Origin of the sequence: [Clostridium] colinum, from assembly GCF_940677205.1 — a bacterium.
GTDB lineage: Bacteria > Bacillota > Clostridia > Lachnospirales > CAG-274 > Tyzzerella > Tyzzerella colina.
In genome coordinates, this window is sequence record NZ_OW712331.1 from 1627917 (window position 1) to 1647354 (window position 19438).

The following is a 19438-nucleotide window of genomic DNA, read 5'->3' on the forward strand; positions in this document are numbered from 1 at the left end:
ATCTTATAAATATTCAAATTAATCTTAAACATAGTAAAAACAAAGATAAAATAATATTTTATCTTTGTTCATATTATAAATTTAAAAATTTTTATTATTCTTCGTTATTTTCATCTTTTAAGCTATCAACTTCTTTAATGCTTAAGCTAATTTTTTTATTATCTGCATCTATTTCAGTAATTTTAGCTTTAACAACTTGACCAATAGATAAGGCTTCTTCTGGTTTTGCAATATGTTTTTGACAAATTTGTGATATATGAACAAGACCATCTACGCCTTCTTCTAACTCTACAAATGCACCAAAATCTACAATACGTACAACTTTACCTTCTACTATGTCTGAGATTTTATATTTGTCTTTAACTAAAACCCAAGGATTTTTTTCTGCGTCTTTTAAAGAAAGAGAAATTTTATTTTTATCTTTATCTACTTCTAAAACATATACAGTAACTTTATCGCCTTCTTTTAATACATCACTAACTTTTTTAACTCTTCCCCAAGAAAGTTCAGATATATGGATAAGACCATCTACACCACCAAGGTCTACAAATGCACCAAAATCTACAATACGGCTAACATTACCTTCTATTTTATCGCCAACTTTAATATTATCATAAACTTTAGCTTTAGCTTCATCTTCCATAGCTTGAACAAGCTCTCTTCTACCAGCTATTATACGACGTTTAGCTTTGTTAAATTCTATAATGTTAAAGTCAAGCTCTTGGCCTTTAAAGCTATTTAAATCTTGAACAAATTTATTTGATATTTGTGAAGAAGGAACAAATACTCTAACATTATTAATATTAGCTATAAGTCCACCTTTTATAACATCTACTATTTTTCCTTTTAATACTGTTTTATTATTAAATGCTTCTTCTAATTCTTCAAAGCCTTTGCTCATTTCTAATCTTTTTCTAGATAAAACTACATTTCCGTCTCCATCATTTACTTTTACAACAAATACATCTATTTCGTCGCCAACAGAAACTTCGCTTTTTAAATCTACATTAGGGTCGTTAGAAAATTCTGATTTTTCTATAACACCATCTGCTTTATATCCAAGGTTTACAAACACTTCATTGTCTGTAACTCTTATGACACTTCCTTTTACAACATTACCACTATGTAATGTTTTAAAACTTTCATTTAACATTTCTTCAAAAGACATATTTTCCATTTCACTCATTTTATTTAAAGCCTCCTTTATTATAGCTGGTGGTGTTGATGCACCAGCAGTTATACCAATTTTAACATTTTTTTTCAAAATATTCAACTGTAAATCTTTAATACTTTCACATAAATAAGTATTTTCACAATTTTTTTTGCAAATTTCAAACAATTTTTGTGTATTTGAGCTATTATTATCACCCAAAACTATCATATAATCTACTTTCTTAGATAATTCTAAAGCCTCTTTTTGTCTTTCATTAGTAGCATTACATATAGTATTAAATACTTTTATTTTATCATTGTCTATTATATCTAATAGCTTTTGAAAAGTTGTAATATCAAAAGTAGTTTGAGAAACTAATATATAGTCTTTGTCTTTTTCTATATTTAATTTATTAAATTCTTCTATACTATTTGCTATTAAAGCTGTATTATCACAAAAACCATTTATTCCTATTACTTCTGGATGATTTTTATTACCTATAATTATAATATTTTTACCATTTTTATAATTTTCATCAACAATTTTATGAATTTTTTTTACAAATGGACAAGTACAGTCTATATATTCTATATTTTTTTGTTCTAATAATTTATATACACTAGGCGGTACACCGTGAGAACGTATTATTACCTTACCATTTATATCATTTTCTAATGTTTCTATTATTTCTACATTTTGTTTTTCAAGGTCTTTTACTACATTTTTATTGTGTATAATAGGTCCATATGTATATATTTTATCATTTTTTGATTTATCATACACACAGTCTACTGCCAATTTTACCCCAAAGCAAAAACCAGCAGATTTCGCAAGTATTATTTCCATTTTTTCCCTTTCTATATCATTTGTTTTCATCTATTAGTTTTTCTATTTCTAGCATAATTTCTTCTGTCATTTTATTTAAAAGCTCTGTTTTTGGTTTTTGCCCTTTATATTTTTCAAAAGAAATAGGCTTACCTATATTAACTATTACTTTACCTTTATTTTGATAATTGGCCGTAATACCAATAGGTACAACATCTACACCACTTTTTAAAGCAAATAGTGATACACCATTTTTAGCTTCGGCGCTTTCACCTTCTTTAACCCTTGTTCCTTGAGCAAAAATACCTAAAGCTCCTCCATTTTTTAAAAGATTTATACTAAATTTTAGTGCATTTATGTCTGTTCCTTCCCTATCAACTGGAAAAGCTGCTAACTGATGCATCCAAAAGTTTTTAAACTTAGTTGCAAAAAGCTCTTTTTTTGCAAAATAGTGTATTTTTCTATTTATACTGCTACATACAATAACTGGGTCAAAGTTGCTAGAATGGTTTGAACAAAATATTACACCACCCTTTTTTGGTACATTTTCTTTGCCCTTTACTGTTACTTTAAATTTTAGTCTAGTGTAGATTATAAGACCAACCATTGCCATATAATAAAACATATCTTCACCTACTTTATATTATCTTTTATTATTTTTATAATTAAATCGGAAACTTCATATATTGAAAGGTTAGTTGTATTAATAGTTATGGCATCATCTGCTTTTTTTAGAGGAGATATTGCTCTGTTTTTATCTTCATTATCTCTATCTATTATACCTTGTCTAACCTTATTATATTCAAATTCTTCATTTTTTATAGCTAATTCTTCACATCTTCTTTTAGCTCGTTCGTCTATATCTGCATCTAAATATATTTTTACATTAGCATCTGGTAAAACATTTGTACCAATATCTCTACCATCCATTATAACATTATTATTTTTAGCTATTTCTCTTTGTATATTTAATAGCTTTTCTCTTACAGAAAATATTTTTGCAATAATAGATGCAACTTTAGCTATTTCTTGAGTTCTTATTTTTTCAGTAACATTTTCATCATTTAAATATATTTGTTGGATACCATTTTCAAAGCTTAATGATATATCTATATTGTCAAGTGATATACTAACATTTTGTTCATTATTATAATCTATGTTATTTTTTAAACAATATAAAGCTATTGTTCTAAACATAGCACCTGTGTCTACATATATAAAATTAAGCTCTTTAGATATAATCTTAGAAACTGTACTTTTTCCAGACCCTGCTGGACCATCTATAGCCACAGTAAAATTAGTATTATCTAAAGCTATATCTGGTCTTAATTTTTTTGCCCCTTTTAAATATATGTGTTTTAAATCTTGTTTATTTATATTTGTTACTGTTATCATAACTCTTATACACATTTTTAGGCTATCTTCTACTTCCATCTCTTGTAAACACATAATAGCACAGTCTGTTAAACCAATATTTCTTGTTGCAACAGCTGGATATGCTTTTGTTATATCTTTTGTTGCAGAAAAAATAATATTTACAATATTTGATTTATCTATTTTATTTTTTTCTATTATCTCATTTAATAATTTTTCTGTATTTATAACAATATTTTCTTTTGTATTTTCTTCTATCGTTATAGCCCCTCTAATAGAATAAATATTCATACACTTCTCCTAACTATTTATATTATTACCAGCTAAATAACCTGTTGCAAACGCTATTTGAAGATTAAACCCTCCTGTGTAGCTATCTACGTCTATTACTTCTCCTGCAAAGTACAAATTATCTATTATTTTAGATTTCATTGTACTTGGGTCTATTTCATCTACACAAATACCACCTGCTGTAACAACGGCTTCGTTATATCCATTATCTCCTATTATTGTTATAGGTAGTTTTTTTATAATATTACAAAGAGTTTTTCTTTCATTTTTTGTAATAGAATTAACCTTTTTATTTTCATCTATATTAGATAATTTTATAATTATTGGTATAATTTTTTGTGGTAATAATTCATCTAAACTATTTTTAAAGTCTTTATTTATAAATTTTTCAAAATCTCTAAGAATTCTGTTATCAAGCTCTTTTTCTGATAATGCCGGTTTTAAATCTATATATCCTGTTATCTTACTATTATATTTTCCAACAAGGCTTCTACTAGCCTTTAAAACTAATGGACCTGTTATACCGAAATGAGTAAACATCATTTCTCCAAAATTTTGATAAACATTTTTATTATCTACAAAAATATGTAATTCCACATTTTTTAGGCTAAGCCCTTGTAAGTCTTGACACCATTTTTCTTTCATTTTAAGTGGAACTAAAGAAGGATATAATTTAGTAACTTTATGTCCCATTTTTTTAGCAAATTTATATCCGTCCCCGTCAGACCCTGTAACTGGGTATGATAAACCACCTGTTGCTATTATTACATTTTCTACATCTATCTCTTCACCATTAACAATAGCTTTAACTATTTTATTATCTTTTAATATTAAGTCTTCAACTTTAGAATTTAATCTAATATCAACTTTATTATTTTCCATAAATCTAGTAAGTGCCTTAACTATATCACTAGACTTTTCAGAAACTGGAAAAACTCTGTTACCTCTTTCTACTTTTACTTTTACTCCTAATTCTTCAAAAAAGTTCATTGTAGCATAGCTATCAAATGTATAAAAAGCACTATACAAAAAGTATGGATTTCCAATAGTATTTTGTATAAGCTCTTCAACATCACAAGCGTTAGTAAGATTACATCTTCCTTTGCCTGTTATAAAAAGTTTTCTTCCTAATTTTTTGTTTTTTTCAAAAAGTATAACATTACTATTTTTAGCGGCAAAGCCACTGGCTATCATACCAGCTGGCCCTCCCCCTATAACTATTGTATTTTTCATATTTTCACCTAAAAAAGTTTTTATTTGGTTGATAGTTATACACTTGATACTCACTCCAAATATTTTCAAGATTTTCAAGTGTAGTTATAACTTCATCTTTTTTAGCAACACTAATAGCAACAAGCAAAGCATTTATAACGCTTAAAGGTGCTACTAAAGAGTCTATAAAAGATACCATATCACTTCTTGCTATAAGGCTATTTGTCGCAAAATTGACAAGTGGAGAGTTTTTGCTATCTGTTATAGCAATAGTTGTAGCTTTTTTTAAAAAAGCATATTCCATAGCCTTTATAGTTCTTCTAGAATATCTAGGAAAGCTAATGCCTATTAAAACGTCTTTTTCATCTATTCTAAATATTTGTTCAAATATTTCTGTTGCCGTAGAAGAATTTACATACACTACATTATCTACCATAAGGTTAAGATAAAAAGCTAAAAATGATGATAAAGAATTGGCACTTCTAACTCCTATTATATATACTTTTTTTGCTTTTAATATTTTTTCTACACATTCTTCAAAGATATTTTTATCTAGCATTGATAATGTATATTTAATACGTTCTGCATCTTTTTCTAATATATTAGTTAAAATATCTTTATTACTTTTAGACATTTGCTCAGCAGAAACTTTCATTCTTTGTGTAGCAGTAAGTTTTGTTTTAATTATAGCTTCTAATTCAGTTTGCATTTTATGATAGCCATCAAATCCCATTTCTGATGCAAACCTTACAACAGTAGACTCACTCACACCAACTACTTCTCCTAGCTTATATGCTGTCATAAAAGCGGCTTTATCATAATGTTCTAATATAAAAGAAGCTAGCCTTTTTTGACCTTTGCTCAAAATAGGCATTTTTTCATTTATTTTATTAAGTAAGTCATCTTGAAACATATGTATATATCCTTTAAAATTATATTTATTTTATGTACAATTAAATCTATTAATAAATATTCTATATTTATAATATATTAAAACGCTATAAACTTCAAGTCTATATTTTAATTTTTTATAACTTATCATCAAATTTTATGTTATAATACTTTTAAAATATGTTTTAATATTATTATTTTTATACCTAAATAAATAAAAAATACTTATTATAAAATAATAATTTATTAAGCACAATATAGTTTAATTGTAATATATAGTTTTTAGGGTAAAATATATGTATTATAAGTTAGCAAAGGAGCATTTTATGTTTGATACAATAAAATTAGAAAATGGACTATCTATTGTTATGGAACAAATGGATTCTGTTCGTTCCACATCATTAGGTATATTTATAAAAAATGGTTCTATAAATGAAACAAAAAGTACAAATGGTATATCACATTTTATTGAACATATGCTATTTAAAGGTACAAAAAAACGAACATCTAAAGATATAGCAGAAGAAATGGATAATATAGGCGGTCAGCTAAATGCTTTTACATCTAAAGAATACACTTGTTATTATGCTAGAGTATTAGACACACATATAGATAAAGCAATAGATATTTTAACAGATATGCTTTTTAATTCTAAATTTGATGATATCGATATAGAAAAAGAATCAAAAGTTATAATAGAAGAAATAAATATGTATGAAGATAGCCCAGATGATGTTGTTTTTACAGAGCTTCAAAAAAATGTATGGAAAAATACACCATTAGAAAATAATGTACTAGGTACTAAATATAATGTAGAAAATTTTAAAAGAGATGATTTTATTAATTACTTAAATAAAAAATATGTGGCAAAAAATACTGTAATAGCTATAGCAGGTAGCTTTAATAAAGAAAGCGTATTAAAACAAATTAAAGAAAAAGTATCACATATGCCAACTGGTGAAGCTAGCACAGAAGCAGATAAAAAGTATATTTATATACCATCAAAAGCTCAAATATTTAAAGACATAGAACAACTTCATCTTAATATTGGTTTTGAAGGTATATCGTTAAAAAGCAAATATAATTATAGTATGAGCTTATTAAACGCCATTTTAGGTGGTGGTATGAGCTCTATACTTTTTCAAAAAGTAAGAGAAGAAAATGGTATTGCATATTCTATATATTCTTATAACTCTAACTATATAAATAACGGACTTTTTAATATTTATGTAGGTCTTAATAAAATTCATCTGCAAAAAACGTTAGATATTATAAAAACAGAACTAAATTCTCTTAAAAAAAATAAATTAACAATCCAACAAATAGAAAAAACTAAAGAACAATTAAAAAGTAACTATATAATGGGCTTAGAAAGCACTTCTAATAGAATGTCAAGTATTGGCAGGTCTAAAATTTTAATAGATAAAATTAAAACTCCTGATGAAATAATAAAAGAAGTAGACTCAATAAAAAAAGAAGATATAGATACCTTAATAGATACTGTTTTTGATATGGATAAAATGAGTATATCTTTAGTAGGTAGAGTAGACGATATAAAAATATAATGTAAAAAAAATTTAACATAAATTTAATATAATTGGGTAAACTAAAAGTAATAGCTTAATGCTATTATAAACATTCTTATTTGTTAGGAGGTACTTTTATGCAAACCAAACCTTTGGATTGGACTGCTCTTACGCTTGTAATAATAGGAGCTATAAACTGGGGGCTTATTGGATTTTTTAAATTTGACTTAGTAGCAACATTATTTGGTGGTATGGATTCTCTTGTAAGTAGGATTGTTTACGCTTTAGTTGGTCTTTCTGGTTTATACTGTATAACTTTATACGCTAAGCTTACCAATACGCAGTCTAATATTAACAGGTAAATAAACCTTTAAGGATAAAAAATTATCCAAAAAAGATATAACTATTATTTTTTATAAAAATTTAAACAAAAATTTATTTTTATAGAAAATAAAGTATCACTTTAACTAAAGTTAATAAGTAAAAATAAAGAGGAATTTGTTCTCAAATCTCTCTTTATTTTTATATAAATATATAAAGGAGTACATATGAAATATAATAATATAAAATATGCTAAGTTTATAAATAGAAAAAATAGATTTATTGCAGAAATAGAAATAAATAACAAAATAGAGCTTTGTCACGTAAAAAACACGGGTAGATGTAAAGAATTATTAATAAAAGGAACAGACATTTATGTAGAAGAAAATAATAATATAAATAGAAAAACTAAATATTCTCTTATATGCGTAAAAAAAGGAAGTTTATTAATAAATATAGATAGTCAAATACCAAATTATGTAGCCAGAGAAGCAATAGAAAAAGGATTAATACCTGATTTAAAAGATATTACATATTTAAAACAAGAGGTTAAATATAAAAATTCACGATTTGATATATATTTTGAAAAAAATACTGGTGAAAAAGGCTTTATAGAAGTAAAAGGAGTAACTCTAGAAGAAAATGGTATAGCTAGATTTCCAGATGCTCCATCAGAGCGAGCTATAAAACATATAAGAGAATTGATTGAAGCTAAAAGAGATGGATATGAAACATATATATTATTTATTATACAATTAAAAAATGTAAAATATTTTGAACCTAATAAAAAAACACATTATGATTTTTATGAAAGCTTAAAAAATGCACAAGATAATAATGTAAATATTTTAGCTTATGATTGTTTTGTATCTAGTGATGAAATTTTTTTAAATAGTAAAATTGATGTAATAATAGATTAGTACAAAAATATATTTATATGAATATATTATATAAATATATTTAGGAGCTGATAAAATGGGAAAACCTTGTAGATATGTTATTACTCTATCAAAACTTTTAGGTATAATATTAACCTCTATAGGATTTGGTATGCTTTTAGTGCTTATTATCCCTTGGTGGGGATATGTATTAGCCTTTGGTTTATTCATTACTGGTCTATGTTTAATATTTATAAATAAATAAAATAGGTTGTAGACTTTTTCTACAACCTATTTTATTTATTTAATCATTTATTCTTTATCATCATTTAATAAAGTTTTCATAAATGATAAATAATATTTAGATGCATCTTTTTTCCAATTATCACATATAGTATTTGCATATTTTTTAGATGCTACTTTTAAGCTAATTTCCATAAGTGGCATTTTATTTTCATAAACAGCACATTTTACTGTATATTCATTATTATTTTCTGTAAAATTAGCTACTATATCAAGCTCTTTTTTTATTTGGTTTTTATTAAGAGCTACATATTCATTTATTTTTTCTTTTATATAATTAGGTATAAGATTTTCAAAAAGATTTAATGTTTTATATCCTTTTTTTGATATAGTGTATGTTGTTTTATTATGCTCTACATTTTTAATAATATATTCACTTTCTGCTAGTTCACTAAGATAGTTAGAAAGAGAAAAATAATCCATATATTCATAAGTTAAAGCAAACTCTTGTATATAGGATAATGACATAGGTAAATTTATTTTATGTAACATATACATTATTATAAGTTTACTTTCTGCTAACTGTGAAGAGTTTTTCATCATAACACCTCTTAATTTTTTATAGTTATAATTATTATACAATAAATTTTTTATTATGTCGATAATTTATTTAATATAAAATTTACCTTGATATGTATCTCTAATATTTAGCTCCTTATTTATACTATTTAAAACTAATTTTTTATTTAAACTCCATTTAGGCTCTACTAATGTATTTTTATCTCCATCGCCAGTTATTCTGTGTATAACTATATCTGGTGGTAAAATTTCTATACACGACACAACTATATCAACATATTCTTCTAAAGATAAAATTTTAAAAGGATTTGCTTTATATAGTTTATGTAGGGCTGTATCTTGTATTACGTGTAAAAGTTGAAGTTTTATGCCTTTTATATCAAATTGTGATACATATTTTATAGTATTTAACATATCTAATTTACTTTCATAGGGCAAACCTAAAATAGTATGGACAATAACATCTAATTTATATTTATTCAACATTTTTACACAATTTTCAAATACATCATTATTATAACATCTGTTTATTAATTTTATACTTTCTTTTTTAGAAGTTTGAAACCCTAATTCTATACAAACATATATTTTTTCATTTAGCTTTGATAAAAATTTTGCTATATCTTCTGTTATACAATCTGGTCTTGTAGCTATAAATATACCTACAACATCTGATAATGTAGATGCTTTTGTAAATAATTTTTCTAAATAATCTAACGGTGCATAAGTATTTGTAAAAGCCTGAAAATAAGCTATATATTTACCATCTTTCCATTTTTTAGACATTTTTTCTTTATTTATATTAAATTGTTCTTCTATATCTAAATGTCTATCTCCTGCAAAATCTCCCGAACCTTTTTCACTACAAAATATGCAACCTCCATAAGATAACTTACCATCTCTATTAGGACAGGTAAATCCTCCATCTAAAGATATTTTTATAATTTTTTCTCCAAACTTTTCTCTAAAAAACTTATTTGCATTATAATATCTTATTTTGTGCTCCATAATTTCTCCCTTAACACTAAATATAGTTTTTATATTTATTTATCTACAATAATTATTTTGTTAAAAAAAGCCATTTATCTACTATCCACAGAGTTTTTAACATATCCACAATAATCAACATACCAAAATATAGTAATAACTTTGATAAAATGTTAATAAATATATAGTTTTCAACATTTATATGTTGATAACATTATTTTATGTGTTATATTCATCATCTAAATCTTTATTATAATCTACCTTTGCTAATGTAAAATAACAAATACTGTTTGCACCTGCCTTTTTAAGCTCTTTTCCACAATTATTTATAGTATTTCCCGTTGTATAAATATCATCTATAAGTAAAATATTTTTATTTTTTATGTTATCTGGATTTATAACTCTAAAAACTCCTTTTACATTTTTAGATCTATCTTCAAAGGATACTTTACTTTGAGGTAAAGTATTTTTAGTTCTTATAAGGTTATTTTCTTCAAAAGGTATATTAGTTAGTTTTGATAATTCTTTTGCTATAACTTCTGCTTGGTCATATCCTCTCTTTTTCTTCTTTTTGCTATGCATAGGAACACAAATTATAAAGTCATACTTATTTAAATCTATTTTAGTTAATTTATTATACATTATTTTAGCAAAAACTTTAGCATATTGTTTTTGATTATTATATTTTAGCCTTAATATAGAAAATCTGGTTGCTTCATCATAATAAAATACAGATAAATTAGGTTCTTTATCATCACATATAAAATTTATATTCATATAACAATATTTACAAATACTTTCTTCCTCACCCATAGGCATAACTTCTTCACAAAATATACACTTATTAGGATATAGAAAATCTAGTATTTTATTTAAAATTTTTAATAACATACTTATTCTATATAAATTGTGATAAATTTATTATCCTATTTTTTAAATATGTATATCTATTTACCTGTATATTATTATCCACCATTTTTTTAAGTGTTTCTTCTATTCCCACAATAACGGCCATCTTTTTTGCTCTTGTTACACCTGTATATAATAAATTTCTTGTAAGTAGCATAGGTGCTCCACTATGTATAGGCATTATAACTGCATTATATTCACTCCCTTGAGACTTATGTATAGTTGTAGCATAAGATAACGTTAATTCATCTAATTGTGTAAAATTATATCTTACATATTTATAATCATCAAATACAACCTCTATATACTCATTTTTGTTATCTACTTTAGTTATTATTCCATCATCACCGTTAAATACACCTACTCCATTATCTAAATATTTACTATCTTTTATAATTTCCCAAGTCATACTATAATTATTTTTTATTTGCATAACTTTGTCGCCTTCTCTAAAAATAATATTTCTAAATTCTTTTTCATTTTTATCTACACTATAAGGGTTTATAGCTTGTTGTAAAACTGTATTAAGATTATCTACACCTATTGGTGATTTTCTCATAGGCGATAAAACTTGAATAGTTTTTAAATCTGTTATACCTAAAAATTTAGGAAGTCTAATTGTTATTAATTCTATAATAGTGGTAATTACATCTTCTATATTATGACGTTTTAAAAAGAAAAAATCTTTATCTTCTTCATTTAATATAGGATATTCTCCTTTGTTTATTCTATGAGCATTTGTTACAATAGCACTTTCTTTAGCTTGTCTAAATATATTATTTAGTCTTACTACTTTTACACAATTACTATTTATAATATCTTTTAAAACATTACCTGCTCCAACAGAAGGTAACTGGTCTACATCTCCTACTAATATAAGCCTTGTCCCATTTGCTACTGCTCTTAATAAACCACTCATTAATAATATATCTATCATAGAACATTCATCTACTATTATAACATCTGCTTCTATTGGCATATCTTCATTTTTTTCAAAAACTTGTCTTTTTTTATCATCTTCAAAAAAGCTAATACCTAAAAGTCTATGTATAGTTTGTGCTTCCATTCCCGTTGCCTCAGACATTCTTTTAGCGGCTCTTCCTGTTGGAGCACATAGCTCTATTTCATATCCTTCATTTTTAAGCATTGCTATAATAGAATTTATAGTGGTAGTTTTACCCGTACCAGGACCACCTGTTATTACTAATACACCATTAATCATAGCCTCTCTTATAGCTTGTTTTTGCTCATCTGCAAGAATTATATTATTATCTGCTTCTATATCTTCTATCCAATGTTCATATTTTTTATTATATATTTCTTTATTTTTAGCTAACTGTAATATCTTTTTAGCTACATAACTTTCAGCATAATAGTAAGAATTTAAAAATACCATATTATCATCTGTTTTATTTTCAATACAAATTTGTCTTTCCATCTGTAAATTAAACAAACTAGGCTCTATTAAATCTTCAGATAATTCTAATAGTTCTTTTGTTCTTTCTATCAACATAGATTGTGGTAAATACACATTACCATAAATATTTGAATTTTGGTTTAATACATACTTTATACCCGCTTTTATTCTATATTCAGAATCTTTTTCTATACCTACTTTTTGAGCTATCTCATCTGCAAGTTTAAATCCTACTCCAAACATTGTATCTGCTAATCTATATGGATTTGTTTCTATAATACCTATTGTATTTGCCTTAAAATGTTTATATATTTTAATAGCAAAAATAGATGATATCCCATAGTTTTGTAAATAAATTATAGCTTTTCTAAGCTCTTCTTGCTCTAAAAATATCTCACCTATTTCTATGGCTTTTTTTAGGCTTATACCTTTTATTTGAGATAGCTTTTCTGGTGTTCTTTCTATAACATCTAAAGTATCTACACCAAATTTTGCTACTATTCTTTCTGCTATTGTTTTGCCTATACCTTTTATAGCACCAGATGCTAAATATTTTTCTATACCTTTTTCTGTTTTAGGTGCAGTTTTTTCATAGCTTTCTACTTTAAATTGTTTTCCATAAGTAGAATGATTTACAACCATACCTTTTAATGATATATTTTCACCAACATTTAAATTTCCTATATACCCTACACAAACTATTTCTGCTTCTGAAAAAATATCTCCATAGTCTTCAGAATAAATAGTAAAAACAGTGTATGCATTTTCTTCATTAAAATATATAATATTTTCTACTACACCTTCTATTTTAATAACATCTACCATTTATATCCCCATTCTAAATTTTAAAATAATTTTTATACTTAAATTTACTTATTATCATAATTTTTTACCTAACTTACATTTTATCATAGTTTTTATATTAATACAAAATTTTTTCAAAAATATAATTATTATGTGTATATATTAAATAACCTTATTAGAATTATATACTAATAAGGTCAAACTAAAGACAAAATATTTTGAATTAATTTTTTTAATTTTTATACTTTGTACAAAAATTCTAATCATAAAACAAAGCTTTGCCTTGGGTTGTGCAAAAAGCTAAATTTTTAATACTCTAGCCCTTATACAAAAAAATTAACTTTTTTCATACACTACCTCAAAAAATAATCTTGTTATTTTTTTGAAAGGTTGTAGACTTTGTCTACAACCTATTATATACTAATAAAGTTTATTTTTAATCTATTAATTTAAATTTAGATAAAATATTTATAAATTTTTCTCCTTTAGGTAACAACATTAAATCTTCTCTTTTAAAACCACCTATAATAGCTAAGCTAACAACATAAACTATCATTGCAATAAATATACTAAATAAAGTGGATATAGTGTTATTATTACTTATATAAAATAGACCTTTATAAGAAAAATGACAAACTACACCCATAACAATAGATGCTAACATTGGTTTAAATAATATACTATTATAATCTGGTCTTATTTTAGTAGCTTTTTTTAATGCTCTAAAATTTAAAATAGATGCTACAATATAACATACCGTTGTACTTATTATTGCACCTATAACATTTATGCTAGGTATAGCTATTAAAACATAATTTATAGGTATTTTTATAAGAGACCCTATTAAAGCATTTTTAGCTGGTGTTGTCATTTTGCCAATACCTTGTAAAATACCTGTTATTATTTGGCAAAGTGCTAAAAATATAATGCTTAATGCTCCCCATTTTAAAAGGTTTCCACCGTCATAATAATTAGGGAATAATAAAAGCAATATTTCATCTGCCAACACTCCCATACCAATAGCCGCTGGAATAGATATTATCATAGTAAGCCTAAGTGTTATATCTATTTTTTTTCTAACTGTTTTTTTATCTTTTTGCACCATACTACTAGCTATACTAGGTAAAACGGCAGTAGCAAGTGCCGTAGATATAGAAACTGGCAAAGTTGTAAGTGTTACATATTTACCTGTAAGTTGACCGTATAAAGCCGTTATTTGACTATCTGTAAAAGCTTTAGATGCCAAAAGTCTACTATTTACCATTTGCATATCTATAAGGTTTGTCATACTAAAAATAGCCGTACCTGCAATAATAGGAGTAGCTGTTTTTACTATTTTTATAGCTATTTCTTTATTTGTTTCTATCCTATATTTATGGGTCCTTTTTGCTAATTTTCTATTTATATATCTCTTTTTATTAAAAAATACTATTAATATATATATAAGACCTGCCAAAGCACCTATACCAGTTCCGGCTGTACCACCTGCCGCCCCAAGAGGCAAACTTATTTTAACTAAAATATATGCTAAATATATACTAAAAATTGCATTAAATATTTGCTCTATAACCTGTGATAAAGCTGTTGGCACAGTTGTTCCAAGCCCTTGAAAATAACCTCTAAAAACTGACATAACAGACACTATAAAAACTGTTGGAGCTAATGTTAATATTGTGTAATAACTATTAGGGCTACCTATTATCTTACAAAAAAATCTAGCAGATACAAACATAATTATTGCAAATATTAGCCCTACTGTTGATGCTAAAATAAGAGCTATTTTAAAAGTTTTTTTAACATTTCTATACTCTTCTAACGCTATTTTTTCAGAAACTATTTTTGATATAGCCGCAGGCAATCCAGCCGAACTCATAACTAAAAAAAAGTTGTATAGATAAAATCCTGCACTATATATACCATTACCTTCATCTCCTAGCATATTAGTTAAAGGTAATCTATATAAAAACCCTAATAACCTAACTAAAAGACTAGCTATTGCTAATATGGCTGCTTGTTTTATAAATTTTGTTTTGCTCAACAAGATACCTCCTTAGCAATATTTTATTTCAAAATATTTTCATCTATTGTTTCAGCATCTGCCCAAATTCTTTCTATATTGTAAAACTCTCTGTCTTCTTCATTAAATAAATGAACTACTATGTCACTAAAATCTAATAAAATCCAACTTTTTGTTTGAAATCCTTCAATATGTGTTTTTTGTATATTACATTGTTTGTGTAGCTCTTCTTCTACTGCATCTGCCATAGCTCTTAGCTGACTTGAATTGCTAGCACTTGCTATAACAAAATAATCTGCAATAGGTGATAAATTAGCTATATCTATTACTTTTATATCTATTCCCATTTTATCATCTAACGCTTTGTATGCTACTTTTACTGCTTCAAAAACTTGTTCTTTGTTCATTTTTTCCCTCCTAATTTTTGTAATAATCGTATGCTTCCATACTTAAATGATGTATAATACGTCCCTTTTTAAGATTAAATTGTATAGTATTTTCTAATATATATGCCATAGCCTTGTCTAAATCTTTATAAGCAAGCTCTCTAGCCTTATATATTCCCTCAAAATAAGGTCTAGTAGGCTCTATATAGTCTGCTATATAAATTATTTTTTCAAGATTAGACATATTTTTTTTACCAGTAGTATGATATTTTATACTATTTAATATATTTTCATCTTTTATATTATAAATATCTTTTGCTACATAATATCCTAAAAAGCTATGGGCTAAGTCTGGTTGCTTTTTTAAAACTTCATCTAATTTAAAATTATACTTTTCACAAGCTTCATATATTTTAGGTAAAGAAAAACATTTACAACAATCATGTACAAGACCTGCTAAAAATGCTTTTTCTTTATCTTCATTATGTTCTATTGCTAGACTTTTAGCCTCTTTTGCAACTTGTATAGAGTGATAAAATCTTTTTTCATTAAGATTTTGTTTTAATATATTTATTTGTTTTTCATATTTTTTTAAAAAATCTGTTTTATACAAGCTATTTTTATAAATATATTCTTCTACATTTTTTGGTAAAAGATAAGTAATTGTTTTTTCTTGCTCTATTCTTTTTCTTATATTGCTAGATGATATTTCAAGCATTGGTGTTTCACAAAAATATATTTTATCTTTATATTTATTTATTAAATTTTTAGTATTTTCATCTAAAATATATTTAGGTCTTGTTGTAACTATAAATCTACATAAATTAAAAATTTCTTCTGTATCTTTCCAATTATATACTTGATTTATTGTATCTGTACCAGTTATAAAATAAAGCTCTACATTTTCGTCACACATAGATTTTATCTGTCTTAATGTATCTATTGTATATGTTGTTGTATGTCTGTCTATCTCTATGCTTGATATAAAAAAATTAGGATTATCTTGTATAGCAAGATTTAACATATTATATCTATCTTGCCCACTAGCTATATTAATATTTTTTTTATGAGGTGGCTCACCTGTTGGTATAAAAACTACTTTATCAAGGTTATATCTTTCAAAAGCATAACTACTAGATAAAAGATGTGCATAATGTACAGGATTAAATGTCCCACCCATAATACCTAATTTTTTTATATTTTTAAAATTTTGCATCTAAAAAATTCACTCCAAGCTATATATAAAATCTCCATAAAAAATCTTTTGCTTCTTCTGCATAATCTATATTTATTCTTTTGCCACATTTTACAGAATTTATATTAAAATCTTTATTATCTACTATATATATTTCATTAGATAATATACTTTTTTCATTAAAAGTTTTATCTATTTTAAGCCCTTTACAAAGTTTACCAGGACCATTTAAAAAATTTTTCTTTTGATATAAACTAAGCTTATTATAACTTTTATTATATCTTAACATACTTAATTTTTCTATGTTTTCTACCGGCTCAGCACTTCTTATTAAAACGGCTGAAGGCTTATTTATTGTATCTGTAATAATATTAAAACAATAATACATACCATATATTAAATAAACATATATAGTAGACCCATTCATATAAAAAGTTTTTGTTCTATTTGTTATTTTACCACCATATGCGTGACAAGCCTTATCTATATCACCTAAATAACTTTCAGTTTCTGTTATTTTTACTATTATTTTTTCATTATCTATTTCTCTAACAATATATTTCCCTACAAGCTCACGCCCTACCGTTAGGGCGTCTCTTGTAAAAAAGCTTTCTTTTAATTTTTCCATAATTTATGAAAGTTTTTCTATACCTTTTTTTATTCTTAATAAAGTTTCTTCTTTACCAAAAATTTCTGCCATTTCACTAGCTCCACAAGGAGAAGAAGGCTTTCCAGATAAAGCTGTTCTAACTGGCCATAAAACTATACCATTTTTTACTTCCATTTTAGCTACAAGCTCCATCATAGCATTATATATACTATCATTATCCCAATTTTGTAGATTTTCAAAAACAGGTAATATATTTTTAAGCACATTTAAAGATATGCTTTCATCTGTTTTCATTTTTTTGTGTATATAAAGTTCTGTGCTATATTCTGGTAATTGTTCTATAAAGTCTACCATATCTATTATATCATTTATAGTACCTATTCTAGTTTTTATATGTTCTGCTATTTTTTTAAGATTATAAGGTTTTGTTATAACACTTTTTAAAACTGGCTCTGCCATTTCAAAAAACTTATCAAAATCCATTTTTTTAATATACTCACTATTAACCCACGTAAGTTTTACTATATCAAATATAGCTGGAGACTTGCTAAGTCCTTTTACATCAAAATTTTGTATAAGCTCGTCTAGTGTAAATATCTCTTGATTAGTAGAAGGAGACCAACCTAAAAGCGCAATATAATTTACTATAGCATCTGGTAAATATCCTTTTTCTATTAAATCTTGAAAAGAGGCATCTCCATTTCTTTTAGATAATTTTTCTGTTTGGTTTTTCATAACTGGTGGCAAATGAATATATGTAGGTATATCCCAACCAAAAGCATCATATAAAAGATTATATTTTGGTGTAGAAGATAAATACTCTGAACCTCTAACAACATGTGTTATATTCATTAAATGGTCATCTATAACATTTGCAAAATTATATGTAGGTAAACCATCAGATTTAATTAATATTTGGTCTTCCATTTCTTCATTTTCTACTGTTATTTCACCGTATACTTCATCAACAAATGTAGTTTTACCTTCTTTTATTTTTTGTCTAATAACATAAGGTATATTTTCTTTTAAATTTTTTTCTATTTCTTCTTTAGATAAAGATATACAATGTCTATCATATTTAGCTATACCCTCTTCTCCTTTTAAGCTATCTAACCTATCTTTATCACAAAAGCAATAATAGGCCTCACCTTTTTCTACTAATTGCTTAGCATAGTCTAAATAATTATTTTTTCTTTGGCTTTGTATATATGGGCCATATTCTCCACCGACGTCTGGGCCTTCGTCGTGGTTAATCCCTGCCATTTTAAGCGTTTTATAAATAATATCTGTTGCTCCTTCTACAAAACGTTCTTGATCTGTATCTTCTATACGTAGTATAAATTTTCCATTTTCCGATTTTGCTATTAAATATTCATAAAGAGCTGTTCTAAGATTTCCTATATGCATATACCCCGTAGGGCTAGGTGCAAACCTTGTTCTAATCATAGTATCCTCCATTTACATTATTTCATTATTATTCAATATATCATACCATTTTTACAAAAAAAATGCAATATTTAATATCTAGGTTGTAGACTTTGTCTACAATATCAAAAAAATAACAAGATTATTTTTTTTACATACTTTATAAAAAATTAGTCTAAAATATTTTCTCTTCATTCTTCTAATATATTAAGCCTATAAATTATAAAAATTTAACAAAAATAAATCTTATGTATATTTTAACACAAATATTATATTATATGTACTATTTTATTTAAATATTAAAAAAATAATTTATTATTAAAATTTTAAAATTAAAAAAATGGTAAAAGTTATTGCAATGTATAATTAGCTATGTTATAATCTATTTGTTATGT

At 25.4% G+C, this 19438-nt stretch carries 18 protein-coding genes; 4 read left to right on the plus strand and 14 right to left on the minus strand.

All coding sequences use genetic code 11. The features are described 5' to 3' along the window. Positions 1-94: 94 nt before the first annotated feature. From NBW53_RS07990 to NBW53_RS08010, 5 genes are read right to left on the minus strand one after another with little or no spacing between them, the layout of a single operon-like run. The gene (locus tag NBW53_RS07990; protein WP_250277748.1) at positions 95-2029 is read right to left on the minus strand and encodes a bifunctional 4-hydroxy-3-methylbut-2-enyl diphosphate reductase/30S ribosomal protein S1; all 1935 of its coding nucleotides are present in this window, start codon (positions 2027-2029) and stop codon (positions 95-97) included. Continuing rightward, complete coding sequence (locus tag NBW53_RS07995) at positions 2016-2603, minus strand: lysophospholipid acyltransferase family protein (RefSeq protein WP_250277749.1); 588 nt, start codon at positions 2601-2603, stop codon at positions 2016-2018. Before NBW53_RS07995 ends, NBW53_RS07990 begins: the two co-directional genes overlap by 14 nt. Before the next feature lie 8 nt (positions 2604-2611). Further along, positions 2612-3643 carry a (d)CMP kinase gene (cmk, locus tag NBW53_RS08000; protein WP_250277750.1) on the minus strand — a complete coding sequence of 344 codons (1032 nt, stop codon included), beginning with the start codon at positions 3641-3643 and terminating at the stop codon, positions 2612-2614. 9 nt (positions 3644-3652) lie between these two features. Continuing rightward, positions 3653-4876: a BaiN/RdsA family NAD(P)/FAD-dependent oxidoreductase gene (locus NBW53_RS08005; protein WP_250277751.1), complete on the minus strand. Its 1224-nt coding sequence runs from the start codon at positions 4874-4876 to the stop codon at positions 3653-3655. Between the two features lie 4 nt (positions 4877-4880). Beyond that, a complete protein-coding gene (locus NBW53_RS08010) occupies positions 4881-5768 on the minus strand; it encodes a MurR/RpiR family transcriptional regulator (RefSeq protein ID WP_250277752.1) in 888 nt (295 codons plus the stop codon). Between the two features lie 304 nt (positions 5769-6072). Here NBW53_RS08010 and NBW53_RS08015 point away from each other — a divergent pair, with 304 nt between their 5' ends. The 4 genes from NBW53_RS08015 to NBW53_RS08030 all read left to right on the plus strand — a co-directional run bounded on the left by NBW53_RS08015 (position 6073) and on the right by NBW53_RS08030 (position 8736). Next, positions 6073-7311, plus strand: coding sequence for a M16 family metallopeptidase (locus NBW53_RS08015; protein ID WP_250277753.1), 1239 nt, complete (start codon positions 6073-6075; stop codon positions 7309-7311). A gap of 98 nt (positions 7312-7409) precedes the next feature. Further along, a complete protein-coding gene (locus NBW53_RS08020; RefSeq protein WP_250277754.1) occupies positions 7410-7634 on the plus strand; it encodes a DUF378 domain-containing protein in 225 nt (74 codons plus the stop codon). A gap of 186 nt (positions 7635-7820) precedes the next feature. Next, positions 7821-8513, plus strand: coding sequence for a DNA/RNA nuclease SfsA (gene sfsA / locus NBW53_RS08025; RefSeq protein ID WP_250277755.1), 693 nt, complete (start codon positions 7821-7823; stop codon positions 8511-8513). 55 nt (positions 8514-8568) lie between these two features. Beyond that, positions 8569-8736 (plus strand): hypothetical protein, encoded by a 168-nt coding sequence (locus tag NBW53_RS08030; RefSeq protein ID WP_250277756.1) that lies wholly within the window; start codon positions 8569-8571, stop codon positions 8734-8736. 47 nt (positions 8737-8783) lie between these two features. Here NBW53_RS08030 and NBW53_RS08035 read toward each other — a convergent pair whose 3' ends face one another. The 9 genes from NBW53_RS08035 to gltX all read right to left on the minus strand — a co-directional run bounded on the left by NBW53_RS08035 (position 8784) and on the right by gltX (position 19064). Further along, positions 8784-9317, minus strand: coding sequence for a DUF4364 family protein (locus NBW53_RS08035; RefSeq protein WP_250277757.1), 534 nt, complete (start codon positions 9315-9317; stop codon positions 8784-8786). Between the two features lie 63 nt (positions 9318-9380). After that, positions 9381-10301 carry a TIGR01212 family radical SAM protein gene (locus NBW53_RS08040; RefSeq protein ID WP_250277758.1) on the minus strand — a complete coding sequence of 307 codons (921 nt, stop codon included), beginning with the start codon at positions 10299-10301 and terminating at the stop codon, positions 9381-9383. Positions 10302-10499: 198 nt separating this feature from the next. Then, positions 10500-11171: a ComF family protein gene (locus NBW53_RS08045; RefSeq protein WP_250277759.1), complete on the minus strand. Its 672-nt coding sequence runs from the start codon at positions 11169-11171 to the stop codon at positions 10500-10502. Positions 11172-11178: 7 nt separating this feature from the next. Continuing rightward, the gene (gene recD2, locus NBW53_RS08050) at positions 11179-13431 is read right to left on the minus strand and encodes an SF1B family DNA helicase RecD2 (protein ID WP_250277760.1); all 2253 of its coding nucleotides are present in this window, start codon (positions 13429-13431) and stop codon (positions 11179-11181) included. Between the two features lie 415 nt (positions 13432-13846). Further along, entirely contained in the window at positions 13847-15448 is a 1602-nt protein-coding gene (locus tag NBW53_RS08055) for a putative polysaccharide biosynthesis protein (RefSeq protein WP_250277761.1), read from the minus strand. Positions 15449-15471: 23 nt separating this feature from the next. Continuing rightward, entirely contained in the window at positions 15472-15834 is a 363-nt protein-coding gene (gene rsfS, locus NBW53_RS08060) for a ribosome silencing factor (RefSeq protein ID WP_250277762.1), read from the minus strand. Positions 15835-15844: 10 nt separating this feature from the next. Further along, complete coding sequence (gene nadD, locus NBW53_RS08065) at positions 15845-17029, minus strand: nicotinate-nucleotide adenylyltransferase (RefSeq protein WP_250277763.1); 1185 nt, start codon at positions 17027-17029, stop codon at positions 15845-15847. A gap of 19 nt (positions 17030-17048) precedes the next feature. Continuing rightward, positions 17049-17636, minus strand: a complete 588-nt coding sequence (locus tag NBW53_RS08070) for a DNA-3-methyladenine glycosylase (RefSeq protein ID WP_250277764.1) — start codon at positions 17634-17636, stop codon at positions 17049-17051. A gap of 3 nt (positions 17637-17639) precedes the next feature. Next, positions 17640-19064, minus strand: a complete 1425-nt coding sequence (gene gltX, locus NBW53_RS08075) for a glutamate--tRNA ligase (protein ID WP_250277765.1) — start codon at positions 19062-19064, stop codon at positions 17640-17642. Positions 19065-19438 lie beyond the last annotated feature (374 nt).